Origin of the sequence: Streptomyces oryzae (assembly GCF_017676365.1) — a bacterium.
GTDB lineage: Bacteria > Actinomycetota > Actinomycetes > Streptomycetales > Streptomycetaceae > Streptomyces > Streptomyces oryzae.
This window is the reverse complement of the sequence record NZ_JADKMA010000109.1, coordinates 1-24120: the sequence shown is the minus strand read 5'-3', so window position 1 is coordinate 24120 and position 24120 is coordinate 1. Positions and strand designations below refer to the sequence as shown.

The window sequence follows — 24120 nt, the reverse complement described above, 5'->3', positions numbered from 1 at the left end:
GGCCGGGTGCGTACGCGTTCACGGGCGTACGCACGTACCGGGACCGCCGTACTGCCGGCAGCCGTACGGCGGTCGCGTCGGACGAGTCGAGGGGAGCCGGGCTGATCAGGCCGGGGGCTGGGTGCCGCCGCCCCACTCCTCCTGGTGGCCGGACTGCCCGTAGCCGAGGTCGGTGGTGCCCTCCAGCGGCTCGGCGGACTCGGTGCCCGCGCCCGCCAGTGCCGCCTCCGGCTCGTGCTTCTGCTGCTCCTCCGGCTCGACCAGCCCGTCCGTCTCGTGGGCCACCGGCTGGGTGCCCGTGGTCGTGGACGTCATGGCGGCCGGGCCACGCCTGGCGACCGGGTCGAGCAGCGCCTGGTAGGGGCCGACGGCCTCTTTGCCGACCGCGCGCAGCGCGGCCCACATGGTGACCTGGTTCGCCGAGAGGACCGGCATCCGCAGCTCGGCCTCCAGCTGCGGGATCACGTCGTAGGTCGGGAGGTTGGTACAGGAGATGAACAGCGCGTCGGGCGCGTCCACCACCGCCTCCCGCGCCATGTCGACCACGTCCCGGTACGCCACGCGCCAGATCTCCCTGGTGAGACCCATGTAGCAGCGTCCGGTGATGCCGATGCCGGCCTCGTCCAGATACTCCTCCAGGGAGTCGGTGACCGACTTGGTGTACGGGGTGACGATGGCGATCCGCCGGGCGTCGATCTCACGGAGCGCGTCCAGCATCGCGCCTGAGGTCGTCAGGGCCGGCACGTCTCCGGCTTCCGCCATGGCAGCCGCCATGGCCCGCTCACCGGCCGTACCGCCCACGAAACTGCCCGACGTGCAGGCATAGGCCACCACTTCGGGGGCCACGGCGCACAGCGCCCGGGTCGCCTCGCGCAGCGTCTCGTGCTCGCTGACCAGGCGGGCCAGGTCCAGGCTGACCTCCACTGGGACGAAGGGAGTTCGGGTCAGATGCAGGGACACGTCGTCCGGCACCCAGCGCCAGAGCTCACGGTCCAGTGCGAAGTCGAAGGGAGCGACGATTCCCACGCCGCGCTGCGGCAGCGGTCCGCCGAGGAAGGAGACGTCCATTTCGGGCCCCAAAAGAACGGAGGGGAAGGCTCATGGCCAGAAGGCCCCTGAGTCAAGGGAAGTCAGAGGAAAAGCAAAGCCGGTCAGAAGCCGGGACGCCGGGACAGATGTCTTTGTTGACGAAGGTAGTTTCTGCTCCCTACCGTGGTCAATCCCGCCAATGAGGCTGGTTCCCGTCACTCCCCCGGCTCACTCGTTCAGCCAACCGTCCCTGCGTTTCGAAACGGTTTCCTGCCTATGTCCGAGACCTGCGTTCTTGTCCTCGACGCCGAGCCCCTGCCGCGGCTCGACCGACTCGCGGGACGCGCGCGCGTCGTCCATGCCGACGAGAAGACCCTCGCCGGCCAACTACCCGAGGCCGACGTGCTGTTGGTCTGGGATTTCCTCTCCGACGCGGTGCGCGAGGCCTGGCCGGGCGACGGGCCGAGGCCACGCTGGGTGCACACGCCGAGCGCCGGGGTCGACCGGCTGCTGCCGGAGCTCGCCGACGGCCGCGACACCGTCATCACGAACGCACGAGGCGTCTTCGACCGGCCGATCGCCGAATACGTCCTCGGGCTGGTGCTGGCCATGGCCAAGGACTTCCGTGGCACCTGGGAATTGCAACGCCAGCGCCGCTGGCGGCACCGGGAGACGTTCCGGGTCGGCGGGAGCCGCGCCACGGTCGTCGGCTCGGGACCGATCGGCCGGGAAATCGGCCGCGCGCTGCTGGCACTCGGTGTCAAAGTGGACCTCGTCGGCCGGACAGCGCGGGACACGGACCCCGAATTCGGGCAGGTCCACAGCACCGCCTCGCTGCCCGCGCTGGTCGGCGAGGCCGACTGGGTCGTGTGCGTGGCACCGCTGACCCAGGAGTCGACGGGCATGTTCGACGCAGGGATGTTTGCGCGCATGAAGCCCGAGGCGCACTTCGTGAACGTGGGCCGGGGCGCCCACGTGGTCGAGGACGACCTGGTGGACGCGCTGCTGAAGCACCACATCAAGGGCGCAGCGCTGGACGTGTTCGCCGAGGAGCCGCTGCCCGCCGACAGCAGGCTCTGGGACGTACCGGGGCTGCTCATCTCGCCGCACATGAGCGGCGACACGGTCGGCTGGCGCGACGACCTGGCGGAGCAGTTCCTGGACAACTTCGACCGCTGGGAGGCGGGCGAACCGCTGCTCAACGTCGTCGACAAGCACCTGGGCTACGTCCCGACGGCACCCCCGGCGCCGAGCACCCCCTGAGCCGGGCCGGGGCGCGGGAAAAGGGTCGGTCCGGACCGAAGGGCGGTCCGGGCCGGCTCGGCCAGGGGTCCGGCGGCGCCTTTGCCGGGGCGTTCAGCCGGTCGGCCGGCCGGGTCGATTCCGTTCAGCCGGTTGGCTTACCACGTTCGTTTACCCGGTTCGCTTACAGCGTTCGTTTACCCCGTTTGTTTATCCCGGTTATTTACCCCGGTTCGTTTTACCGATTCGCTTTGCCGATTTGCTTTACCCGTTTGCTTTCCCGGTTCGTTTACCCGGTTCGCTTTGCCGGGCCCCTCGGCCGGGTGCCTCTTGTCCGTCTCGGTGCGGGCCGGGGCTCGTCGTCCTGTGGCACCCGCGCGTTGCGGGTGACCGGTCTCTCGGGAGGTTTCGTCATGTCCGATCTCAGCGCTCTGACCGCGACCCAGCTCGTGGCGGGCTACGAAACGGGGGACTTCACGCCCGTGGAGGTCACCAGGGCGGCGTTGGAGCGCGCGGCACAGACCCAGGAGCGCACCAACGCTTTCGTCCGCATCGACAGCGAGGAGGCGCTGCGGCAGGCCGAGGAGTCGGCGGGGCGCTGGCGGCGCGGCGAGCCCTCGGGCCCGGCCGACGGGGTGCCGGTGACCGTGAAGGACATCCTGCTCCAGCGCGGCGGCCCCACCTACAAGGGCTCCTGGGCCGTGGGCGAGTCCGGCCCCTGGGACGAGGACGCGCCCTCGGTCGCCCGGCTGCGGGAGAGCGGTGCCGTCTTCCTGGGCAAGACCACGACGCCCGAGTTCGGCTGGAAGGGCGTCACCGACAGCCCGCGGCACGGTGTGACCGGCAACCCGTACGCGCCGGAGCGCACCGCGGGCGGCTCCAGCGGTGGCAGCGCCGCGGCCGTCGCCACGGGGGCCGGGCCGCTGTCGCTGGGCACGGACGGCGGCGGCTCGGTGCGGATCCCCGCCTCGTTCTGCGGGATCTTCGCGCTGAAGCCCACCTACGGGCGGGTGCCCATCTACCCGGCGAGTGCCTTCGGGACGCTCGCGCACGTCGGCCCGATGACGCGGGACGCGGAGGACGCGGCGCTGCTGATGGACGTCATCAGCGCGCCCGACCCGCGCGACTGGTCGCACCTGGGCCCGGTGCCGCACAGCTTCCGCGGGGCGCTGGCCGGGGGCGCCGAAGGGGTGCGCGGGCTGCGGGTGGCGTTCTCCCCCGACTTCGGTGGCCGGGTGCGGGTGGACCCCCAGGTGGCGGCGGCGGTGCGGAGCGCTGTCGCACTGCTGGAGGAGCTGGGCGCCGTCGTGGAGGAGGCGGACCCGGGGTTCGCCGATCCGGTCGAGTCCTTCCACACTCTGTGGTTCAGCGGTGCGGCGCGGGTCACACAAGCTTTCAGCCAAGATCAGCGGGAGCGGCTGGATCCCGGCTTGCAGGAGATCTGCGCCGACGGTGCCGCGCGCAGCGCGCTGGAGTACCTCGCGGCCGTGGACGAGCGGATGGATCTGGGCCGGCTGATGGGAGCGTTCCATGAGCGGTACGACCTGCTGGTGACGCCGACCATGCCGATCACCGCCTTCGAGGCGGGCGTCGAGGTGCCGGAGGGCTCCGGGCTGACCAGGTGGACGGGGTGGACGCCGTTCTCGTACCCGTTCAACATGACGCAGCAGCCAGCCGCCTCGGTGCCCTGCGGTGTCGATGGCGCCGGGCTGCCGGTTGGAGTGCAGCTGGTCGGCCCGCGGCATGCGGACGCGCTGGTGCTGAGTGCCTCGCACGCGCTGTACGAGGCCGGGGTCGCGGCCCAGGTGCCCTCGGCGGTGGACTGAGCGAGCGCCGCCCCTGGGCGGAATGCCGGTGAGACCGCGGGTGGAACGCCGGCGACGTGGAGTGCCGGTGACGCGCGTGGGATGCCGGTGAACCGGCTGGACGCCCGTTGGGGGCCGACCCCCAACGGGCAACTTTCTCAGGCTCGGCGGAAGTTGAGCGTCTCGCCGATGGCGCCGGAGCGCCAGAGGTCCTGGCAGGCTTCCGCCATGGCATCGAGGCCCTCGACGATCTGCCCCCAGACGATGCCGGGCACCCAGCCGGCGTCGCCGTTGATCAGGAGGTTGTTGCGCTCATAGAAGAGGGCGAGGTCGATGACGGTGGCCTGATTGGCGTGGGCCGCCTGTGTGCCCTGCTGTTCGGCCGCGGCCTCGTACCCGTACCCCGGAGTGGCCAGCTGCGTGTTGGAGAACGTGAAATAGCAGAGGTCGCCCGGGATGGGGGTGATGGTCGGATTCTCCAGCGGCGGCTCCTGCGGGGCGAAGGGGGGAATGAGGGCGTAGATCTCGTTACGCGCATACTTCGCGTGGTAGACATCGCCGCCCAGCGGCAGCGCATCCCACACCGCCGCGCAAGTGATCGGTGCGCGGTCGTCGAGCAGCTTTGCCGTGCAGCTCACTCCCCGCTTGTCCAACGACACTTCAATGAAGCGCTCAGCCATCGTGCCTCCGCACCAGGGTGGTCATTTACCTGCTAATGGTGACGCAGATGACGCCCTGAGCGCGACCCCATAACGGCTTGAAATTATCTGCATATCTACGGGACCCCTGGGTATACGCGCGCCCATGGCTCCACCACAGAAGAACAACACGGCAGGTGCCGGGAGACGTTTGAGCCGTCGGTCGCTGCTCGCCGGAGCGGCGTCCTTGAGTGCGGTGAGTGCGCTCGGCGCAACAACCGCATGCAGCCGGGTGTCCAGTGCGGACACCGAGAACGGGGGAGATCTTCTGGAGCGGCTGAAGGCCCAGGGAACAGTGAAGCTGGGCCTCGCCGGTGAACAGCCCTACAGCTACATCGACAAGGACGGCGAGCTGACCGGAAGCTCACCGGCCATCGCACGCGTCATCTTCCAGCGGCTGGGTGTGCCGCACGTCCAGCCGTTCCCGACCGAGTTCAACTCGCTGATCCCGGGGCTCAACTCGCAGCAGTTCGACGTGGTCGCGGCCGGTATGTACATCACGCCCGACCGCTGCAAGCAGGTCCTCTTCGCCGACCCCGAGTACGAGATGCGCGACGCGTTCATCGTCCGCAAGGGGAATCCGAAGAACCTGCACAACTACGCGGACATCAAGAAGGCCGGCGCCAAGATGGCCACCGGCACCGGGTACGCGGAAATCTCGTACGCCGCCGAGGTGGGCATCAAGGAGTCGGAAATTCTCCTGCTGCCCGACCAACTGGCCGGACTCCTTGCCGTGGAACAGGGCCGGGCCGACGTATTCGCCGGTACGGCCGTCACCGTTCGCAACGTGGTCAACCAGACCAAAAGCCGGAAGGCCGAGTACACCAAGGCTTTCACCCCGAAACTGGACGGAAAGCCCGATCTGGGTACCGGCGCGTTCGCGTTCCGTAAGACGGAAACCAAACTCCGGGACGCGTTCAACCGCGAGCTGCACAAGATGAAGAAGAGCGGTGAACTTCTCCGGCTCATGAAGCCCTTCGGCTTCCTGCCGAACGAGATGACCAAAATGACCGCGAAGGAGCGTTGCGCATGACGGACCTCACCGCGGGCTTGTGGGAGCTGCTCTTCAAAGGAGTCTGGGTCACCGTCCAGCTGACCGTCTTCAGCGCGGCGCTGGGCGCGTTCGTCGCCTTCGTGGTGGGCGTCGCCAGGACCCACCGGCTGTGGATAGTCAGGTTCCTCTCCGGCCTGTACATGGAGATATTCCGCGGCACCTCGGCACTGGTGCTGATGTTCTGGATGTTCTTCGTCCTGCCGATGGCGTTCGGCTGGCAGCTGGTGCCGATGTGGGCGGCGGTGCTCGCGCTCGGTCTGTCGTACGGCGCCTACGGCTCGGAGATCGTGCGCGGCGCGCTGGCCGCCGTGGCTCCGGCCCAGCAGGAAGCGGGCATCGCGCTCAGCTTCTCGCCCTGGCAGCGGCTGACGAAGATCCTGCTGCCGCAGGCGTGGCCGGAGATGATCCCGCCCGCCAACAACCTGCTGATCGAGCTGCTCAAGGGCACCGCGCTGGTGTCCGTGCTGGGCGTCGGCGACATCACCTTCGGGGCCGCACTGGTGCGCAACGCGCTCGGTGAGAGCGCCCCGGTCTACACGATCATCCTGGTCATGTACTTCGTCCTGGCCTTCCTGCTGACGCGCGTGATGCGCGCCGTCGAGCGGAAGGCGAAGGCGGGCATCGGCCAGGCCCCGGAGAAGGGCAATGGCTTGCGCAAGCTCAGCGTCCGGCAGGCGACCGCCATCTCCCGCTCCAGCTCAGGGGGTGCGGCCTGATGAATTGGGACTGGTCCGCTGTCGGTGACTTCATGCCGCGCTTCTGGGACGGCGTGCTCGTCACGCTCCAGGCGCTGGTACTCGGCTCGCTGATCGCCTTCGCGCTCGGCCTGATCTGGGCGATGGCCCAGCGCTCGCCGCTGAAGGTGGTCCGCTGGCCGGTGATGGTCGTCACCGAGTTCATCCGCAACACCCCCCTGCTGGTACAGCTGTTCTTCCTCTTCTATGTGCTGCCGGAGTGGAGCGTGACGCTGTCCGCGCTCACCACCGGTGTCATCGGCCTGGGGCTGCACTACTCGACGTACACCGCGGAGGTCTACCGCGCCGGTATCGACGGGGTGCCGAAGGGGCAGTGGGAGGCGTGCACCGCGCTGAGCCTGCCGCGCGGCCGTACGTGGAGCGCCGTGATCCTGCCGCAGGCGATCCGCCGCGTGGTGCCCGCGCTGGGCAACTACGTGATCGCGATGCTGAAGGACTCCCCGATGATCGCGGTGATCGGCGCGCTCGAAATGCTCGGGCAGGCCCGGCAGTTCACCGCGTCCACCTTCCAGCCGACCGAGCCGATCACAGTCGTCGGCATCGCCTTCATCCTCATCGCCTACCCGGCATCCCTGCTGATGCGAGCCCTGGAGCGTCGTCTTGTCCGCTGAGAAGAACCCGAGCACGACCGCGAACGGCGGTACGAACCCGGCCGTCGACGGCAGTGAACTGATCAAGTTCGACAACGTCACCAAGCGCTACGGCAGCAACGTGGTGCTGGACAACCTCTGTTTCGACGTGTCCTCCGGCAAGCACGTCACCCTCATCGGCCCCTCCGGATCCGGCAAGACCACGATCCTGCGGCTGCTGATGACCCTGGTGAAGCCCGACGAGGGCACCATCAAGGTGGCGGGCGAGTACCTCTCCCACGAGGAGCGGAACGGCAAGCTCGTGCCGGCGGGCGAGAAGCACCAGCGCGAGGTGCGCAAGAACATCGGCATGGTCTTCCAGCAGTTCAATCTCTTCCCCAACATGAAGGTGCTGCGCAACATCACCGAGGCACCGGTCCACGTGCTGGGGCTGGGCAAGGACGAGGCCGAGCAGCGCGCCCGCGAGCTGCTGGAGATGGTGGGTCTGACCGATCACATCGACAAGTACCCCAGCCAGCTCTCCGGCGGTCAGCAGCAGCGCGTGGCCATCGCCCGCGCGCTCGCCATGCGCCCGCAGGTGCTGCTGCTTGACGAGGTCACCTCGGCGCTCGACCCGGAGCTGGTGGCCGGGGTGCTGGACGTGCTGCGCGACATCGCACACTCCACGGACATCACCATGCTCTGTGTCACCCACGAGATGAACTTCGCCCGGGACATCTCCGATGACGTGCTGATGTTCGACGCGGGCCGGGTGATCGAGTCCGGTGCGCCGGAGAAGATCTTCACCGACCCCGAGCACGAGCGGACCAGGGAATTCCTCAGCGCCGTTCTGTGACGGTCCGGCCGGCGCTCCGCAGGGCCGCCGAGCCTCCCCGACACGCAGCCGAGCCCGCGCCGTACCCGGCGTGGGCTCGGCGGTGTGTCGGAAGAACGCGGCGAGGACAGGGTCCCGCGCGTTCCCTGCCGACACCGGCGGGGGGCGCGCCAAAGGGCGCACAAGGGGGCGCATTCAGCCGTCTGGCATATGCCGATAGCGGCAACAGCCCCGTGCTCGTACAGCGTTGACCGCTATCGTGAAACAGGAAGCCGTGACCGCACGGAGCGGGCACGGTACAAACGGTCACAACCTTCAGGGGGACACCGTGGCGCTACTCCAACCACCCGGAGGCCCGTCCGAGGAGCCGGGACGGGAGCCGGTCACGCCCTTCGGCTCGGTGCGGCACGCCCTGCGGGTGCTGGAGACCGTCGCCCGGTACCGGGACGGCGTCAACGAGGAAGCCATCGCCCGCACTGCCGAGCTGCCCGCGAGCCAGCTGGAGCAGCTGCTGCGGATGCTGTGCCGGGAGGGCTATCTGGACCAGCTGGATGACGGTTCGTACGTCGTCGGCGAGGCGCTGGTGCTGCTGGGCTCCGGCGTGGACCGGGCCCGTGCGCTGCGCGAGCGCTTGCAGGCCACGCTGGACGAGCTGCGGGACACCGTGGGCGCGGCGGTCTACTTCGGCTGCTATCAGGACGGAGAGCTGGAGAACACCCAGGTCGCCGACGGCCCCACGACACCCGCGGTCAACCAGTGGGTGGACTTCCGCTCGGCCGCGCACGCGACCGCGATCGGCAAGTGCCTGCTCAGCCAGCTCGACCACGACCGGCGCCTCGACCACCTCTCCCGCCACAAGACTCCGCGGCTCACCTCCCGGACGATCACCGACGAACGGCTGCTGCTGACCGCGCTCGACCGGCAGCCGCCGACCGTCCCGGTGCTCGACCTCCAGGAGTACGCGGTGGGCACGGTCTGCGCCGCGGTCCCGGTGACGGCCGGCTCCGCGGTCAGCTGTCTGGCGCTCTCGCTCCCCGTCGCCCAGGCGCACCGGCTGCGCAGGGCGGCCGAGGTGCTGAGCCAGCGGGCCGCGCCGGTGATGCTGTCGCTGGCGATCTGAGACGGCACAGGAAAGTCTGCGAGCACGACTGTGGCCCCCTTGGAAACCAAGGGGGCCACAGTCTGTATGTACGCCGCCAGGGACTCGAACCCCGGACCCGCTGATTAAGAGTCAGCTGCTCTAACCAACTGAGCTAGCGGCGCCCGTCGCCGTTTCCGGCCGACGACAGAAATACTACCCCCTCCCGGAGGGTGCTGATGACCACCCGCCCCCTGTGCCGGGGGCGCCGGTCGGGCCCGCTCCAGGACGCCGGCCGTATGGCGTCCACCACACCGGCTCCGGGCAGCGGAATCCGGCACGGCGCACTCGGTGTGGCGTCAGATGGGGAGGGTCAGCCCCGGCTCCCTGCGCCGCAGCGAGCCCAGCATCAGCAGCACCGAGCCGGCCAGCGCCCAGCCGGCGAGCACCAGCAGCGGGGTGCCGAGGGCATTGCCGGAGAAGTACACGATGTTGCGTACGGCGCTGGTGCCGGCGCCGGTCGGGATCCAGTCGCCGATGGCCCGCCAGAAGGACGGGATCAGATGCTTCTGGAACGCGCCGCCCGCGCTGGGGTTGCCCAGCACCACGAAGATCAGCACCGCGACGCCGATCCCGACGACGCCCAGGAACGCCTCCAGCGCGAGCGTGCACGCCGCCGTACCGAAGACCAGCAGCGCGCCCAGCCACCACAGCGCCACGAAGTGCCCCGGCAGCGCGTGCAGCACCGGGTCGACGATGATCGCCCCGCCGAGCCCGGAGAGGATCGCGTACCCCGCGGTGCCCGCCAGCCGCAGCGCGCCGAGCCCCGGCCTGGCCGGACGCGTACCGGCCAGCACCCCCATCAGGGAGGCCAGCAGATAGCCGCCGACGAGCCAGCCGACGATCAGGTAGAACGCGGTCAGGCTCTCGTAGTCCTGCCTGCCCGAGGGGGTGATGTCGACCACGCTCAGCTGCCGGTGCTGCTCGGCGGCCACCCGCTCGCCGACCTTGCGCAGCGCCTGGGCCTGCGGGCCGCCGGCGGCGGAGGCGACCAGCAGGGTGTCCCGGCCGCCCCGCGGGCTCATCAGATAGCCGCCCTCCGCGTTCCGTTCCCTGATGCGTTCGCGCGCCGTCCGCTCGTTCTTGACGACGGTGACGGCCAGCGGGTCGCCCGGCAGCCGGTCGAGCTGTGCTGCGGCCTTCCGGGGCGCGGCGACGGCGACCGGGATGCCCTGCGGGTCGGGGTGGTGGAAGGAGCCGATGTAGGAGAGCAGGAAGCCCAGTTGAACCAGGAACACCCCCACGACCAGCGCGAGCGTGCCGGGGGTGAGCCCACCGCGGGGGCCGGGGCCCGGAGCGGCGTTGTGCCGGGGCGGCATGGACGGCATCGACGACATGAAGGCATTCCCTTATCGGTGCCCTTGGGGTAAGAGTCTCCATCCATACCGCATCACCCGGTTCATCCCCCGCTGTTGGGGTTCCGGGCGCGCCGTGCTGCTGCGTCGCGTGACGCACAGCCGTGCCATCGGCGAAACTCATGGCATGCCCGCACCCCTCACGCGGCCGGCCCTCGGCCGCGCCCTCCTCGCACGTCAACTCCTCATCGAGCGCGCCAAGATGCCGGTACGGGACGCCGTCGAGCATCTGGTCGGCATCCAGGCACAGGCGCCCAAGCCCCCGTACTTCGCGCTGTGGAGCAGGGTGGCCGGTTTCGACCCGCGGGAGCTGTCGCTGCTGCTGGAGGGCCGCGAACTGGTCAGGCTCAGCGTCATGCGCGGCACCGTCCACCTGGTCACCGACCGCGACGCGCTCCAGCTGCGCGCCCTCACCCAGCCGCTGCACGAGAACGCGGTGCGCACCAACCTCGCCACGCAGCTGGGCGGCGCCGACCCCGGGCAGGTGGCCGATGCGGCCCGCGAGCTGCTCGCTGCCGAGCCGCTGACCGGCAGCCTGCTCGGGGCCCGCCTCCAGGAGCGGTGGCCCGATGTGGAGGCACGCGCGCTGGCGATGACCGCACGCTATCTGCTGCCGCTGGTGCAACTGCCACCGCGCGGGCTGTGGGGCCGCTCGGGACAGCCGGTGGTCGACACCGTGGAGCGGTGGCTGGGGCGGCCCCTGGCGGCCGAGCCCTGCGTGGAGTCGATGGTGCTGCGCTATCTGGGCGCCTTCGGCCCGGCGTCCGTACGGGACGCGCAGACCTGGTCGGGACTGACCCGGCTCGGCGAGGTGCTGGACCGGCTGCGGCCCCAGCTGCGGGTCTTCCACGACGAGGCGGGCCGCGAGCTGTTCGACCTGCCCGACGCGCCCCGGCCCGACGCCGAACTCCCGCTGCCGGTCCGCTTCCTGGCCGAGTACGACAACATCATCCTCTCCCACGCCGACCGCACCCGGCTCCTGGACGAGCCGGTCCGGCGCGCCCTTGCGAGCAAGAACGGCCAGGTGCCCGGCACTTTCCTGGTGGACGGACGGGTGCGCGGCACCTGGAAGGCGGACACCAGCCGCCGCACGGCGACCCTCACCCTCACCCCCTTCGAGCGGCTGAGCGACGAGGCACAGGCCGCGCTGGCCGCCGAGGGCGAGCAGTTGCTGGCGTTCGCCACCGACGGCCGCCCGGGGCCGCACCCGGTCACCTTCACCGCACCCCGCGCCCTGGGGCCCGCGTAGGCTGGCGGCCGAAGGCGGGTTGCGGAGGACGAGGGGGACGAGGAGGACAGGGTGCGCGGCCGGGGAAGGCTCGGGGAGATCCAGGAGCGGATCAAAAGGCTGATCATCGACGAGCGGCTGCCGCCCGGCGCCCCAATGCCCACGGAGACGGAGCTGATGGAGCGGCTGGAGGTGAGCCGCAACTCCGTGCGCGAGGCCCTCAAGGCGCTCCAGGCGATGGGCATCGTGGAGATCCGGCACGGCTTCGGTACGTACGTCGGCGCCATGTCCATGGCCCCCATGACCGAGGGACTCTCCTTCCGTACCGTCGCCGGGCACTACCGCGGCGAGGACAGCCTGCTGCAGCTGCTGGAGCTGCGCGAGGCGGTGGAGACGGGGCTGATGGCGCGGCTGGTCGCCGGCCCCGAACAGCTGGCCGAACTGGAGCGGCTGGCCGGCCGGATGCGCCGCGAGGCGGAGGCCGGGCAGGTGCGGGCCGAGACCGACCGGGCCTTCCACTCGGCGCTCTACGCCGGGCTGGGCAACTCACTGCTGAGCGAGGTGCTGGACGCCTTCTGGGACGCCTTCCACCGGGTGCGCACGGATCTGGCCGAGCTGCACCCGGATCCGCTGGTGACCTGGCAGCAGCACGCGGCGATCCTCGACGCCGTACGGGACGGCGACATGCGGCGCGCGGAGGAGGCGGTCCGCGCGCACTTCGGCAACATCAGGGAGCGGTTGCGTTCCACCGCGCCGGACGCCACCACACGGCAGCCACGGTTTGATGACTCCTCCATCACATCTGCCGCTTCCATAACGCCCCAAGGGCGCTAAACCGCCCCTTCCGCTCTTGCGTTCATGTGCCAAGTTGTAGAACCTGACGTGCGGTTACCGATCGGTCCGTACCGTGCTGCGGGGGCACGGGAACACGGGGACCCCGGGACCTGGGAACGCTGAGACCGACATACGCCGCGACTTGAGCGGGGGCCAGGACGCGGGTCCGGCACGAGAGCACGCGCGGATGTGTGCGTGCGGGGGGACAGAAGCATGACCACGCCGCGCATGGGCGGCCCGCAGTCGCAGGGGTACGACGACCAGGACCCGACGCAGACGGCGCAGCTGCGCATACCCAGGCCGCCGATACCGAGCGAACAGCAGCATTCCCAGCAGCACTCCAGCCGGTTAGCCGCCCCCCATCGCTCCCGCTCCCGAAGACCCTCCCAGCACCCCTGGGAGCGTGCCGCACCCCGCTACGACTACGAGCACTACAGCCGCCTCGCCGGCCCGCTCACCCGGCCGGAGCCCTGGGCGCCCTACCGGGTGCGGTACCGCAGTCTGCTGGCCGACGAGCCGCACCGGTTCCGCGCGGGGTTCCTGCTCTGTCTGGCGCCGCTGCTGTCGGCCGGGCTGCTGGTCTGGCTGATGCAGCCGGACCACTGGACGCGCCGCGACGCGGGCGAGGTCTCCGACCTCGTGCTCAAGCTGGACGTCGTCATGCTCGTCTCGATCGGTCTGATCGAGCTGTTCCGCACGCTGAACGTGCTCTCCAACGCGCACGCCACCCTGGTGGCCCGCGACCCGGTACCCGTGGTGCCCGAGACCGGCACCCGCGTCGCCTTCCTCACCTCGTTCGTGCCCGGCAAGGAGCCGATCGAGATGGTCACCAGGACCCTGGAGGCGGCCGTACGGGTACGGCACCGCGGCACCATGCACGTCTGGCTGCTGGACGAGGGCGACGACCCCGAGGTCAAGGAGGTCTGCCGGCGGCTGGGGGTGCACCACTTCTCCCGTAAGGGGGTCGCCAAGTGGAACACCGCAAAAGGGGCCTTCCGCGCCAGGACCAAGCACGGCAACTACAACGCCTGGCTGGACGCGCACGGCGACGACTACGACTTCTTCGCCGGGGTCGACACCGACCACGTACCGCTGCCCAACTACCTGGAGCGGATGCTCGGTTACTTCCGCGACCCGGACGTCGGCTTCGTCATCGGCCCGCAGGTCTACGGCAACTACGACAACTTCGTCACCAAGGCGGCCGAGAGCCAGCAGTTCCTCTTCCACGCCCTCATCCAGCGCGCCGGCAACGCTTACGACGCGCCGATGTTCGTCGGCACCAGCAACGCCGTGCGCATCTCGGCGCTGAAGGCCATCGGCGGCCTCTACGACTCCATCACGGAGGACATGGCCACCGGCTTCGAGATGCACCGCCACCGCAACCCGGCCACCGGCAACAAATGGCGCTCCGTCTACACCCCTGACGTGCTGGCCGTCGGTGAGGGGCCCAACGCCTGGACGGACTTCTTCACCCAGCAGCTGCGCTGGTCCCGCGGCACCTACGAGACGATCCTCAAGCAGTACTGGCGCGGCCTGGGCAGCATGCCGCCCGGCAAGCTGTTCAACTACACGCTGCTGATGCTCTTCTACCCGGCCTCGGCGCTCAACTGGATCCTGGCCGCACTGTCCTGCGCACTCTTCCTCGGCATGGGCGCCTCCGGCGTGCAGATCGACCCCACCATCTGGATGGCGCTGTACGGCAACGCCACCGCGCTGCAGATCGGGCTGTACATCTGGAACCGGCGGCACAACGTCTCCCCGCACGAGCCGGAGGGCTCGGGCGGGCTGGCCGGGATGCTGATGTCCGCGCTGTCGGCGCCGATCTACGCGCGCTCACTCTTCGACACGGTGCTGCGCCGCAAGAGCAAGTTCGTCGTCACGCCGAAGGGCAACTCGGCCAGTCCTGACACCCTGTTCGGCACCTTCCGGGTGCATCTGTTCTTCATCGCGGTCTTCGGGGGGTCGCTCGTCGGCTCCCTCTTCCTGGGCCACGACCACCCCGCGATGCTCACCTGGGCCGCGCTCGCGCTGCTGATCACGGCGGCGCCGATCGTCGGCTGGCGGTCCACGGTGCGGGCGGAGAAGCGGCGCCGCAAGTCGCGCCGGGCACGCCGGAGGAGGTCGGCGGCGGCGCCCGCCGCCGGCTCCCCACCGCCCGCGCCCTCGCCCTCGTCCGCGCCCGCGCCTGAACCTGCGTACGACCAGCACATGCACCACACCGCGCTTGGGGGACACGAACGATGACGACCCGACGGAGCCGCCGCCGCGAAGCCGGGGCCAAGAAGCGGCGGGCCCGGCGCATAGCCATCGGCACGGCAGTCGTGCTGCTCATCGCCGGGTTCAACGGCCCGGCGCTGTACAGCTTCGCGTCGGCCAAGTACCACGACTACGAGATCAACCAGCCCGAGTACAAGGCCGCGAAGGGCCACTGGCAGATCGTCCAGATCCCCGAGAAGTACCGGATCAACACGATCCACGCGGCCCTGCTGCACACCGGGAAGGTGCTGCTGGTGGCGGGCTCGGGCAATGACGCGGCGAACTTCAAGGCCAAGAGCTTCCGCACCGTGCTGTGGGACCCGGCGAAGAACACCTTCAAGAACATCCCCACCCCCAACGACCTGTTCTGCTCCGGGCACAACCAGCTGCCCGACGGCAAGCTGCTGGTCGCGGGCGGCACCCAGCGCTACGAGACGCTCAGGGGCGATGTGAAGAAGGCCGGCGGGCTGATGTTCCTCTACAACGAGAACCCCGACCGGGGCCTGACGGTCAAGAAGGGCACCCGCTTCACCGGGCGGAAGAGCGGCAAGACGTTCGTCGCGCAGCACACCGTGCTCCTCCCGCGCGCGAAGAAGGTCAAGAACCGCAGGACGGGCAAGGTCGAGGTGGTGCACAGCGTCACCCGGGTCTACGCCGAGGCGGCGAAGAAGGGCCGCAAACACCAGACGGGGACCGAGGACCAGTACCGGGTCAGCGGCCTGAAGGGCGCGTGGAAGCGGAACGTCTACGGCGTCGCGCAGAAGATGTCCTTCGACAAGAAGGACTTCCAGGGCATCAAGGACGCCTACGAGTTCGACCCGGTGGCCGAGCGCTACATCACCGTCGATCCGATGAACGAGGCCCGCTGGTACCCCACCCAGCTCACCCTCCAGGACGGCAGGGTGCTGACCGTCTCCGGGCTGGACGACATCGGCCAGGTCGTCCCCGGCAAGAACGAGATCTACGACCCGAAGACGAAGAAGTGGCACTACATGCCCACCACCCGATTCTTCCCCACCTACCCGGGGCTGCATCTGATCGGTGAGAACCGGGTCTTCTACAGCGGCACCACCGCCGGCTACGGGCCGGCCGACAAGGGCCGGACCCCCGGCATCTGGAACCTGAAGACGAACCGGTTCACCAAGATCCCCGGAATGAGCGATCCGGACGTCCTGGAGACCGCGATGTCCGTACCGCTGCCGCCCACCCAGTCGCGCAAGTTCATCGTCGAGGGCGGCGGCGGGGTCGGCGAGTCCGACAAGACCACCGACAAGACCCGCATCGTGGACCTCAAGAGCGACACCCCGCGCTTCCACGACGGGCCCAGGCTCTACGACAAGGTCCGCTACCCCAGCAGCGTCATCCTGCCGGACGACACCGTGCTGACGACCAACGGCGCAGGGCGGTACCGGGGCAAGAGCGACAGCAACGTCCTGAAGGCCGCGATCTACCACCCCAAGAGCAACACCTTCAAGGAGGCCGCCGCTCCGCTCGTGGGCCGCAACTACCACTCCGGCGGGCTGCTGCTGCCCGACGGCCGGGTGATGACCTTCGGCTCGGACTCGCTGTACGCGGACAAGGCCAACACCAAGCCGGGGACGTTCGACCAGCGGATCGAGATCTACACGCCGCCGTATCTGCACCAGGGCAAGCGGCAGCCTGAGCTGCGGGATGCCGGCGGCGGCAGCGCGCGGACGCTGCCGCCCGGCGGCCGGCTCTCCTTCAAGAGCAAGGACGCCGCCTCGCTGAAGAAGCTGCGGCTGGTGCGGCCCGGCTCCTTCACGCACGTCACGAACGTGGAGCAGTCGTCCGTGGCCCTGAAGCTGAAGAAGTCCCGCGATGGGAGAGTGACCACGACCATCCCTGACGACCCGTCCTTGGTGACCCCGGGCTGGTGGATGGTCTTCGGCGTGGACGGGGACGGGGTGCCGTCCAAAGCACGGTGGGTCAAAGTGGGCGTCGACCCCGACGCGGGGCACCCGCCGGTGACAGCGGGGGACCCGAAGTAGCGTTCCGGGTAGGGGGTGCCCCTACCTGTCGTTCGCGGTCTGCGCGTTCGTTGTGGCTTGTCGCGCAGTTCCCCGCGCCCCTGACGGGGCGCAACTCCTGCGTACGCCAGATGCAGGGCTCAGCCCTTGGTATTGCGGGCCAGTTCCAGGGCATAGGACGGCCACCACGTACCCGGCGAGGGGCCGCCGCGGCACTGGCCGTCGGACTCGCCGGGGCGCTTGACCCACAGGTAGGCGTCCACCGCCTTGTGCCCCGTCCTGGTGGTGGGCGCTTCACCAAGCGCCCGCCCCCGCGGATTGCACCAGCTCTCCTCCCCGCCCCCGCGCAGCGGCCCGTTGCCGTTCCGGCTGGTGTCGATCACGAAGTGTTTGCCGCCGGCCTTCGCCGACAGCTTCTCGCCGTAGGCGACGTTCGAGGCGGTGGTCTGGAAGTTGGAGACGTTCAGCGCGAACCCGTCGGCCTTGTCGATGCCGGAGCGGTTGAGCGGCTCGACCAGAGCGCCGGGGTCCCGGACCCAGTCCGGATTGCCCGCGTCCAGATACACCTTCGTGTCCGGGAGCTGCTTGAGGCGGTCGACGGCGCCCGAGAGGAGCCCGTAGCGCTCCTCCTTCAACTCGGGCGCGGCGCAGTCGCCGGACACCGTGTGGGCCAGCGCGTCCGGCTCCACGATGACGGTGGCGGCCCGGTCGCCGATCCCCTCGGCGACATCGTCCACCCAGCGCCGGTACGCCGCCGCGTCGTCCGCGCCGCCCTTGCTGTACTGCCCGCAGTCGCGGTGCGGGACGTTGTAGAGGACGAGCAGCGCGCTGCGGTCCGCGGCGGCCGCGGCCTTGGTGACGCGGGCCGTGTGCCCGCGCGGGTCGGCGGCGTCGATCCACTCGGCCGCCGGCTGCCTGGCGATCTTCTCCAGCTGTGCGGCCTGCCCCGCCTCGCCGTCCTCGGCGTAAGTGCGGGCCTGCCGCGCGGCGTTCCCCTCGGGGTCGACCCAGTACGGGGCCACCGACTTGGGGCGCTGCCGCACTGTCGGCCCCGCCTGCTCGTCGTCGCCCGAGCCGCCGCCCGAGGAGCACCCGGCCAGCAGCAGCGCCGCGACTGTCGTCCCCGCGGCCAGGAGCCGGTGGGCTCTGCCGTACATCCGCTCCCCCTCGTCGGCTGCGTACTCGGAATCAGGCTGTGTTCTGGACCACCCGGGACGGTCTCATCGTGTCACAACTCCCGTCTCCTCCAAGTTCGTTCGGCCGCTCGGCGCACTCGTTGTGACGGAGCCCTTATTGACAGTGCGCATGTCAGCTGGGAGTCTCCGGAGCGGCAAACTTCCATATTGAGGCGACAGAGCTCAGGAACCCGGTGCGAATCCGGGACGGTCCCGCCACTGTGTCCGCAGCCGCCCCCGACGGCTGCGGGAGTCAGGAACTGACCTGTCGCTTCTCCACCGATGGGGCGTGGAAACCCCAGGAGGAGGCACGCGGATGTCCCCGCACACCGTCGGCACGACCGTCGTACCTGAGAGCGCCGCCGCACACCCGGCAACCGTCAGGACCCGCGACTGGCTCATCGTCGCCGCCGCCGCGATCGTCGCACTGATCGCGCTGTACGCCGTCTTCATCGACAACGGCAACCTCGTCTCCGCCACCGGCTCCTATCTGCACGAGTTCTCGCACGACGGCCGTCATCTGTTCGGCGCCCCCTGCCACTGACCGATCGGGGGTCGCTCGACATGTCCGTCTCCGCACAGCCAACTCCCTACCCCCTGCTGCCTCTTCTCGGCCGCGGCCTCGCGGCCGGCGGGATCGCGGGGCTGGCCTCGGGGCTGTTCTCCCTGCTGCTCGCCGAGCCCCTGATGGACCGGGCGATCCGGCTGGAGGAGAAACGCTCGGCGGCCGAAGCCGCACACTCCCACGCGGGCCACTCGGGGCACAGCCATGCCGCCGAGGCCGAGGAGATCTTCAGCCGGGGCACCCAGCACCTCGGCCTGGTGGTCACCGCGGTGGTGGCGGGGCTGGCGATCGGGGTGTTCTTCACCCTGGCGCACGCCCTTGTGCACCGCTCGGCGGCCCGCGACGACGGCCGCGGCTGGCAGCGCGCCATGGGCCTGGCCGGTGCGGGGTTCCTCGCGCTGTCCCTGCTCCCGGCGCTGCGCTACCCCGCCAACCCGCCCGGCGTCGGTGACAGCGGCACCGTCGCCGAACGGCAGGGCCTGTGGCTGGCCGCGCTGGTCATCGGCGTACTGGGCATGGTGCTGGCACACCAGGTGCACCAGCGCCTCGGGCGCGCCGGACACGGGCTGCCGGTACGCCAGTTGGGGGCCGCGGCAGCCGTCGTGGCCACTCTGGGGGCGCTCTTCCTGCTGCCGGGCAACCCGGACCCGGTCCCGGTCTCCGCCACCCTGCTGTGGGACTTCCGGGTGCTCTCGCTGGCCGGGCACCTGGTCCTGTGGGCCGTGCTGGGCGCGGCGTTCGCGGCCCCGGCGCTGCGGTCAGCGAAGGCCGCGAAGCGGGAGGGCGCGCCCGAGTCCCGGTAGGGATTCAGATCCGGTGCAGGGATTCAGATCCGGTCGACGAGGTCCGCGATCGAATCCACGACGCGGGAGGGGCGGTAGGGATAGCGCTCGACCTCGTCGGGCCGGGTCAGCCCGGTCAGCACCAGGAACGTCTCGAGGCCCGCCTCCATACCGGCGCGGACGTCGGTGTCCATCCGGTCACCGATCATGGCGCTGGTCTCGGAGTGGGCGCCGATCGCGTTGAGCCCGGCCCGCATCATCAGCGGGTTGGGCTTGCCGACGAAGTACGGGTGCTGGCCCGTTGCCTTGGTGATGAGGGCCGCGACCGAGCCGGTGGCGGGCAGCGCACCCTCCGCCGAAGGGCCGGTCTCGTCGGGGTTGGTGGCGATGAACCGGGCGCCGTCGTTGATCAGCCGGATCGCCCGGGTCAGCGCCTCGAAGCTGTAGGTGCGGGTCTCGCCGAGGACGACGTAGTCGGGGTCGGCGTCCGAGAGTACGTATCCGATGTCGTGCAGGGCCGTCGTCAGCCCGGCCTCCCCGATGACGTAGGCCGTTCCGCCGGGACGCTGGTCGTCCAGGAACTGCGCGGTGGCCAGCGCCGAGGTCCAGATGTTCTCCGTCGGCACGTTCAGACCAATACGGGACAGCCGGGCGTGCAGGTCCCGCGGGGTGTACATCGAGTTGTTCGTGAGCACCAGGAACGGCCGCCCCGACTCCTTGAGCCGCTTGATGAACGAGTCGGCCCCGGGGACGGGGATCCCCTCGTGCATCAGCACACCGTCCATGTCGGTGAGCCAGGACTCGATGGGCTTGCGCTCTGCCACGGATGGACTCCTGCCAGGTCGTGGTGGTCCGGCCGGCGGGGACGTACAGCGATGGACGGAAACCGGCCGCCGCGCTCAGCGTAACGGCACCGGCCGGTGCTGGTCAGCCGGGACGTACGGCCCCGAGTGCGGCGGGTGCCCGGGTGTGACGTTCCGACGCATTACCGCTGCGTAGCGCTTCCGTTGAGGCCCGCGGGCGGGTACGGGCGGTACGGGAGGCGGGGTGCGTGCCCGCGCCCGGCGGGCTTTGCGAGGGTGGGGGCATGAACCGCATGGACACCACCGTCACGCCGCTCCGCGTCGGGCTGCTCGGCTTCGGCCTGGCCGGATCGGTCTTTCACGCCCCGCTGATCGCCACCACCCCGGGGCTGGTCCTCGACACCGTCGTCACCTCGGACCCGGAGCGCCAGAAGCGCGCCCGGGAGGCCGGCGGCCCGGACGGTGAGGTGCGGACGGTCGCGTCGCCGGACGAGCTGTTCGCCGAGGCCGACAGATACGACCTGGTGGTGGTCGCCACCCCGAACCGCACCCACGTACCGCTGGCGCACCGCGCCCTGGACGCCGGGCTGCCGGTCGTGGTGGACAAACCGCTGGCCCCGACCGCGGCGCAGGCCAGGGAGCTGGCGGCGAAGGCCGAGTCGCGCGGGCTGCTGCTGGCGCCGTTCCAGAACCGCCGCTGGGACAACGACTTCCTGACCCTGCGCTCGCTGCTGGGCCGGGACGCGCTGGGCGAGGTCTTCCGCTTCGAGTCCCGGTTCGAGCGCTGGCGGCCCCGGCTCAAGGGCGGCTGGCGCGAGTCGGGCGACCCGGACGAGGTGGGCGGGCTCCTCTACGACCTCGGCAGCCACCTGGTCGACCAGGCCCTGACCCTGTTCGGCCCGGCCGCGTCCGTCTACGCGGAGTCCGACGTGCGGCGGCCCGGCGCCGAGGCGGACGACGACACGTTCATCGCCATCACCCATGAGAACGGCGTCCACTCGCATCTGTGGATGAGCGCCACCGCGGCCCAGCTCGGTCCCCGCTTCCGGGTGCTGGGCAGCAGGGCGGCGTTTGTGAAGTACGGGCTCGACCCGCAGGAGAACGCGTTGCGGGCCGGCGCCCGTCCCGCCGAGGGGGTTCCCTGGGGCGTGGAGCCCGAGGACGCCTGGGGCACCCTCGGGGCACAGGACGCCCCCGACGAGCTCCGCACGGTGCCCACGCTGGACGGTGACTACCCCGCGTTCTACGCCGCGGTGGCCGCCGCGCTGCGCGACGGCACGCCGCCGCCCGTCACCGCCCACGACGCCGCCGCCTCCCTCCAAGTCCTGGAAACGGCACGCTCTTTCGCACGGAACGCGTAGACGCTGCGCTGGCTGTGCTGGCTGCGCTGGGCGCCTTGTCGCTGTGCTACCCGGCTGCGCCGTGCGGTGCGCTTCGCTGTGCTGGCTGCCTGGCGAAGCTTGGGCAGTCTGCGCCAGGGGCGCAGGGTGGGCAAGCGCAGCCCACCGGGCCGCAGACGGCCACGAAACCCGGCCCGCACCCGGGCGGCGGCCACCCCTTGTAGGGGGCTGATGCATCGTCGCCGGGTGCGGGCCGGTGCGCTGCGCTTGCCAGCCCTGCGCCTTGCGCAGACCTCCCAAGCACAGCGACAGATCGCCAGCGCGCAGCTGCACAGCAGGGAAGCCGCCCAGCGCAGCTGAAGGCGCAGCTGAAGGCGCAGCGCAACGGGGCCGCAAAAGTTAGGCTGGCTTCAGGAGTTGGCGTTGGCGGCCGAGGCCGGAGATCTCCAGTTCCACCACATCGCCGGGCCGCAGATAGGGTTTGGGCTCGGGCATGCCCATGGCCACCCCCGCAGGCGTACCGGTGGAGATCACGTCACCCGGATACAGAGTCATGAAGTGGCTGAGGTACCGCACCACTTCACCGACCGGGAAGATCTGATCCGCGGTGGTGCCGTCCTGCCGCAGCTCCCCGTTCACCCACAGCCGCATCCCCAGCGCCTGCGGATCGGCGACCTCATCGGCGGTCACCAGCCAGGGCCCCAACGGGTTGAACGTCTCGCAGTTCTTGCCCTTGTCCCACTGCCCGCCGCGCTCGATCTGGAAGGCGCGCTCGGAGACGTCGTTGGCGACCGCGTACCCGGCGACGTGCCCGAGCGCCTCCTCAGCGGAGTCCAGACAGCGGGCCGTGCGGCCGATGACGACGGCCAGTTCGACCTCCCAGTCGGTCTTCTCGCTGCCGCGCGGGATCAGCACCGTGTCGTTGGGGCCGACGACGGTGTCGGGCGCCTTCATGAAGACGATGGGCTCCTCGGGCACCGCGGCCCCGGTCTCCCTGGCGTGGTCGTGGAAGTTCAGCCCGATGCACACGATCTTGCCGATCCGGGCCAGCGGCGGCCCGGTGCGCAGCGCCTCGGGCTCCCCGTCGGCCGCCGCCACCGGCAGCGTCCCGGCGGCAGCGGCCTCCCGGACGCGGCCGAGCGCGGCGGCGTCGGCGAGCAGGTCAGGGTCGATGTCCGGGACGATCCCCGACAGGTCGCGCAGGGTTCCGTCCTCGTCCAGCAGCGCGGGGCGCTCGGCTCCCGCGGGTCCGACGCGGAGCAGTTTCACGTGACTCTCCCTCCCAGGCGAATCAGGTGATCCTCCAAGAGGGCGTTCAGAACCACAAGAGAGAGTTCACGTACTGGACCGTAGCTTCCGCGCAACGGAACACCTAGCCTCCGAAGAACCGGGCCACCGTGTAGATCGCCAGCCCGGCCAGCGAGCCGACGACCGTGCCGTTGATCCGGATGAACTGGAGGTCCCGGCCGATATGGGCCTCGATCTTCTTCGAGGTGTGCTCGGCGTCCCAGCCGGCGATCGTCTCCGAGATCAGCGAGGTGATCTCGTCCCGGTAGGTGGTCACCAGATACACCGCTGCGCCCTCGATCCAGCCGTCGACCTTGGACCGCAACCGCCCGTCGGACGCCAGCCGGCTGCCCAGCGACAGCAGCGCGGCGCGGGCCCGGATCCGCAGTTCGCTGCGCTCGTCCTCGGCCGCGGCCACCAGCATCGCCCGTACGGCGCCCCACACCGAGGCGATCAGGTCCTGGACCTCGTCGCGGGCCAGCGTCTCGTTCTTCAGCCGCTCCACCCGGGCGCGGGTGTCGGGGTCCGACTGGAGGTCGGCCGCGAAGTCGGTCAGGAAGCGGTCGACGGCGCCCCGCGCCGGGTGGTCGGGCATGTCCCGCATCTCGGTGACGAAGCGCAGCAGTTCACGGTAGACGCGCTCGCCGACCTTCCGGTCGACGAACTTCGGCGTCCAGCCCGGCGCGCCCCCCGCGACCGCGCCCATCACCGAATCGCCGTGCTCCCGCAGCCACTCGGCGGCCCGGGTGCACACCAAATCGACGACCCGCCGGTGGCCGCCGTCCGTGACGATCCGCTCCAGCATCCTGCCCAGCCCCGGCGCCACCTCCTGCGCGGTGGCCCTGCGGGTGATCGCCTCGCTGACGACCGCCTGGACGTCCGAGTCCCGCAGTACGGTGAGCGCGCCGCGCAGCGCGGTGGACAGCTCGGCCGTCACCCGGTCGGCGTGGTCGGGCTGGGCCAGCCAGCCGCCGAGCCTGCTGCTGATGCCGACGGCACGCAGCCGGTCGCGTACGACGTCGGCGGAGAGGAAGTTCTCCCCGACGAAGTCCCCCAGGCTCTGCCCGAGTTGGTCCTTCTTGGTGGGGATGATCGCGGTGTGCGGGATCGGCAGCCCCATCGGGCGCCGGAAGAGCGCCGTGACCGCGAACCAGTCGGCCAGCGCGCCGACCATCCCGGCCTCGGCGGCAGCAGCGACGTAACCGGTCCAGGCACCCGCGCCCGCCTGCTCGGCCAGCTTGGTCAGCGCGAAGACGACGGCCATCAGCAACAGCGCGCCGGTGGCGATCACCTTCATCCGCCGCACCCCGCGCCGGCGCTCCTCGTCGGCCGGGGTGAAGCCACCGACACCACCCGGCCCACGCGGCCCGCCCAGCCCACGC

At 70.4% G+C, this 24120-nt stretch carries 21 protein-coding genes, 1 tRNA gene and 1 riboswitch; of the genes, 14 read left to right on the top strand and 8 right to left on the bottom strand.

Annotated elements, in window-relative coordinates:
- Positions 1-105 precede the first annotated feature (105 nt).
- The gene (locus tag ITI46_RS20805; protein ID WP_209241196.1) at positions 106-1068 is read right to left on the bottom strand and encodes a maleate cis-trans isomerase family protein; all 963 of its coding nucleotides are present in this window, start codon (positions 1066-1068) and stop codon (positions 106-108) included.
- Between the two features lie 237 nt (positions 1069-1305).
- Between ITI46_RS20805 and ITI46_RS20800 the strand changes: the two genes are divergently transcribed.
- The gene (locus tag ITI46_RS20800; RefSeq protein ID WP_209241195.1) at positions 1306-2292 is read left to right on the top strand and encodes a D-2-hydroxyacid dehydrogenase; all 987 of its coding nucleotides are present in this window, start codon (positions 1306-1308) and stop codon (positions 2290-2292) included.
- Positions 2293-2684: 392 nt separating this feature from the next.
- Positions 2685-4097, top strand: a complete 1413-nt coding sequence (locus ITI46_RS20795) for an amidase (protein ID WP_209241194.1) — start codon at positions 2685-2687, stop codon at positions 4095-4097.
- 137 nt (positions 4098-4234) lie between these two features.
- Here the strand turns inward: ITI46_RS20795 and ITI46_RS20790 are convergent, their stop codons facing one another.
- Positions 4235-4756, bottom strand: a complete 522-nt coding sequence (locus ITI46_RS20790) for a DUF3830 family protein (protein ID WP_209241193.1) — start codon at positions 4754-4756, stop codon at positions 4235-4237.
- 124 nt (positions 4757-4880) lie between these two features.
- Between ITI46_RS20790 and ehuB the strand changes: the two genes are divergently transcribed.
- From ehuB to ITI46_RS20765, 5 genes are all read left to right on the top strand, one after another.
- A complete protein-coding gene (ehuB, locus tag ITI46_RS20785; RefSeq protein ID WP_209241192.1) occupies positions 4881-5807 on the top strand; it encodes an ectoine/hydroxyectoine ABC transporter substrate-binding protein EhuB in 927 nt (308 codons plus the stop codon).
- Complete coding sequence (gene ehuC / locus ITI46_RS20780) at positions 5804-6544, top strand: ectoine/hydroxyectoine ABC transporter permease subunit EhuC (protein WP_209241191.1); 741 nt, start codon at positions 5804-5806, stop codon at positions 6542-6544. Before ehuB ends, ehuC begins: the two co-directional genes overlap by 4 nt.
- Positions 6544-7194: an ectoine/hydroxyectoine ABC transporter permease subunit EhuD gene (gene ehuD / locus ITI46_RS20775; RefSeq protein WP_209241190.1), complete on the top strand. Its 651-nt coding sequence runs from the start codon at positions 6544-6546 to the stop codon at positions 7192-7194. Before ehuC ends, ehuD begins: the two co-directional genes overlap by 1 nt.
- Positions 7184-8008, top strand: coding sequence for an ectoine/hydroxyectoine ABC transporter ATP-binding protein EhuA (gene ehuA, locus ITI46_RS20770; RefSeq protein WP_209241189.1), 825 nt, complete (start codon positions 7184-7186; stop codon positions 8006-8008). The genes ehuD and ehuA overlap by 11 nt, the downstream gene beginning before the upstream one ends.
- Before the next feature lie 307 nt (positions 8009-8315).
- Entirely contained in the window at positions 8316-9107 is a 792-nt protein-coding gene (locus ITI46_RS20765; RefSeq protein WP_209241188.1) for an IclR family transcriptional regulator, read from the top strand.
- A 69-nt stretch (positions 9108-9176) separates the two neighbouring features.
- Here the strand turns inward: ITI46_RS20765 and ITI46_RS20760 are convergent.
- Both ITI46_RS20760 and ITI46_RS20755 read right to left on the bottom strand, forming a co-directional pair.
- Positions 9177-9250 (bottom strand) — tRNA-Lys (locus ITI46_RS20760).
- A 174-nt stretch (positions 9251-9424) separates the two neighbouring features.
- Positions 9425-10462 (bottom strand): ABC-2 transporter permease, encoded by a 1038-nt coding sequence (locus ITI46_RS20755; RefSeq protein ID WP_247746311.1) that lies wholly within the window; start codon positions 10460-10462, stop codon positions 9425-9427.
- Positions 10463-10607: 145 nt separating this feature from the next.
- Between ITI46_RS20755 and ITI46_RS20750 the strand changes: the two genes are divergently transcribed.
- From ITI46_RS20750 to glxA, 4 genes are all read left to right on the top strand, one after another.
- The gene (locus ITI46_RS20750) at positions 10608-11729 is read left to right on the top strand and encodes a winged helix DNA-binding domain-containing protein (protein ID WP_209241187.1); all 1122 of its coding nucleotides are present in this window, start codon (positions 10608-10610) and stop codon (positions 11727-11729) included.
- Between the two features lie 51 nt (positions 11730-11780).
- Positions 11781-12542: a FadR/GntR family transcriptional regulator gene (locus ITI46_RS20745; protein ID WP_307808256.1), complete on the top strand. Its 762-nt coding sequence runs from the start codon at positions 11781-11783 to the stop codon at positions 12540-12542.
- 213 nt (positions 12543-12755) lie between these two features.
- Positions 12756-14786: a glycosyltransferase family 2 protein gene (locus tag ITI46_RS20740; protein ID WP_209241186.1), complete on the top strand. Its 2031-nt coding sequence runs from the start codon at positions 12756-12758 to the stop codon at positions 14784-14786.
- Positions 14783-16807 (top strand): radical copper oxidase GlxA, encoded by a 2025-nt coding sequence (gene glxA, locus ITI46_RS20735; RefSeq protein WP_209241185.1) that lies wholly within the window; start codon positions 14783-14785, stop codon positions 16805-16807. Before ITI46_RS20740 ends, glxA begins: the two co-directional genes overlap by 4 nt.
- Before the next feature lie 119 nt (positions 16808-16926).
- Here glxA and ITI46_RS20730 read toward each other — a convergent pair whose 3' ends face one another.
- A complete protein-coding gene (locus ITI46_RS20730; RefSeq protein ID WP_209241184.1) occupies positions 16927-17943 on the bottom strand; it encodes a glycoside hydrolase family 6 protein in 1017 nt (338 codons plus the stop codon).
- A 179-nt stretch (positions 17944-18122) separates the two neighbouring features.
- Positions 18123-18244: riboswitch (cobalamin riboswitch) on the top strand.
- A gap of 33 nt (positions 18245-18277) precedes the next feature.
- Between ITI46_RS20730 and ITI46_RS20725 the strand changes: the two genes are divergently transcribed.
- A complete protein-coding gene (locus ITI46_RS20725; RefSeq protein WP_209241183.1) occupies positions 18278-18505 on the top strand; it encodes a CbtB-domain containing protein in 228 nt (75 codons plus the stop codon).
- Positions 18506-18525: 20 nt separating this feature from the next.
- Positions 18526-19329, top strand: a complete 804-nt coding sequence (locus ITI46_RS20720; protein ID WP_209241182.1) for a CbtA family protein — start codon at positions 18526-18528, stop codon at positions 19327-19329.
- Between the two features lie 23 nt (positions 19330-19352).
- Here the strand turns inward: ITI46_RS20720 and ITI46_RS20715 are convergent, their stop codons facing one another.
- Positions 19353-20132, bottom strand: a complete 780-nt coding sequence (locus tag ITI46_RS20715) for an HAD-IIA family hydrolase (RefSeq protein WP_209241181.1) — start codon at positions 20130-20132, stop codon at positions 19353-19355.
- 263 nt (positions 20133-20395) lie between these two features.
- Between ITI46_RS20715 and ITI46_RS20710 the strand changes: the two genes are divergently transcribed.
- Complete coding sequence (locus ITI46_RS20710) at positions 20396-21472, top strand: Gfo/Idh/MocA family oxidoreductase (protein ID WP_209241180.1); 1077 nt, start codon at positions 20396-20398, stop codon at positions 21470-21472.
- A 378-nt stretch (positions 21473-21850) separates the two neighbouring features.
- Here ITI46_RS20710 and ITI46_RS20705 read toward each other — a convergent pair whose 3' ends face one another.
- Both ITI46_RS20705 and ITI46_RS20700 read right to left on the bottom strand, forming a co-directional pair.
- Entirely contained in the window at positions 21851-22720 is an 870-nt protein-coding gene (locus ITI46_RS20705) for a fumarylacetoacetate hydrolase family protein (RefSeq protein ID WP_209241179.1), read from the bottom strand.
- Positions 22721-22823: 103 nt separating this feature from the next.
- Positions 22824-24113 carry a DUF445 domain-containing protein gene (locus ITI46_RS20700; RefSeq protein WP_209241197.1) on the bottom strand — a complete coding sequence of 430 codons (1290 nt, stop codon included), beginning with the start codon at positions 24111-24113 and terminating at the stop codon, positions 22824-22826.
- Positions 24114-24120 lie beyond the last annotated feature (7 nt).

Coding starts and splice junctions, on each gene's coding strand:
- ITI46_RS20725 (WP_209241183.1), top strand. CDS start 18,278: ATGTCCCCGCACACCGTCGGCACGACCGTCGTACCTGAGAGCGCCGCC.
- ehuD (WP_209241190.1), top strand. CDS start 6,544: ATGAATTGGGACTGGTCCGCTGTCGGTGACTTCATGCCGCGCTTCTGG.
- ITI46_RS20790 (WP_209241193.1), bottom strand. CDS start 4,756: ATGGCTGAGCGCTTCATTGAAGTGTCGTTGGACAAGCGGGGAGTGAGC.
- ITI46_RS20805 (WP_209241196.1), bottom strand. CDS start 1,068: ATGGACGTCTCCTTCCTCGGCGGACCGCTGCCGCAGCGCGGCGTGGGA.
- ITI46_RS20795 (WP_209241194.1), top strand. CDS start 2,685: ATGTCCGATCTCAGCGCTCTGACCGCGACCCAGCTCGTGGCGGGCTAC.
- ITI46_RS20710 (WP_209241180.1), top strand. CDS start 20,396: ATGAACCGCATGGACACCACCGTCACGCCGCTCCGCGTCGGGCTGCTC.
- ehuC (WP_209241191.1), top strand. CDS start 5,804: ATGACGGACCTCACCGCGGGCTTGTGGGAGCTGCTCTTCAAAGGAGTC.
- ITI46_RS20750 (WP_209241187.1), top strand. CDS start 10,608: ATGCCCGCACCCCTCACGCGGCCGGCCCTCGGCCGCGCCCTCCTCGCA.
- ITI46_RS20720 (WP_209241182.1), top strand. CDS start 18,526: ATGTCCGTCTCCGCACAGCCAACTCCCTACCCCCTGCTGCCTCTTCTC.
- ITI46_RS20730 (WP_209241184.1), bottom strand. CDS start 17,943: ATGTACGGCAGAGCCCACCGGCTCCTGGCCGCGGGGACGACAGTCGCG.
- ITI46_RS20800 (WP_209241195.1), top strand. CDS start 1,306: ATGTCCGAGACCTGCGTTCTTGTCCTCGACGCCGAGCCCCTGCCGCGG.
- glxA (WP_209241185.1), top strand. CDS start 14,783: ATGACGACCCGACGGAGCCGCCGCCGCGAAGCCGGGGCCAAGAAGCGG.
- ITI46_RS20755 (WP_247746311.1), bottom strand. CDS start 10,462: ATGTCGTCGATGCCGTCCATGCCGCCCCGGCACAACGCCGCTCCGGGC.
- ITI46_RS20740 (WP_209241186.1), top strand. CDS start 12,756: ATGACCACGCCGCGCATGGGCGGCCCGCAGTCGCAGGGGTACGACGAC.
- ehuB (WP_209241192.1), top strand. CDS start 4,881: ATGGCTCCACCACAGAAGAACAACACGGCAGGTGCCGGGAGACGTTTG.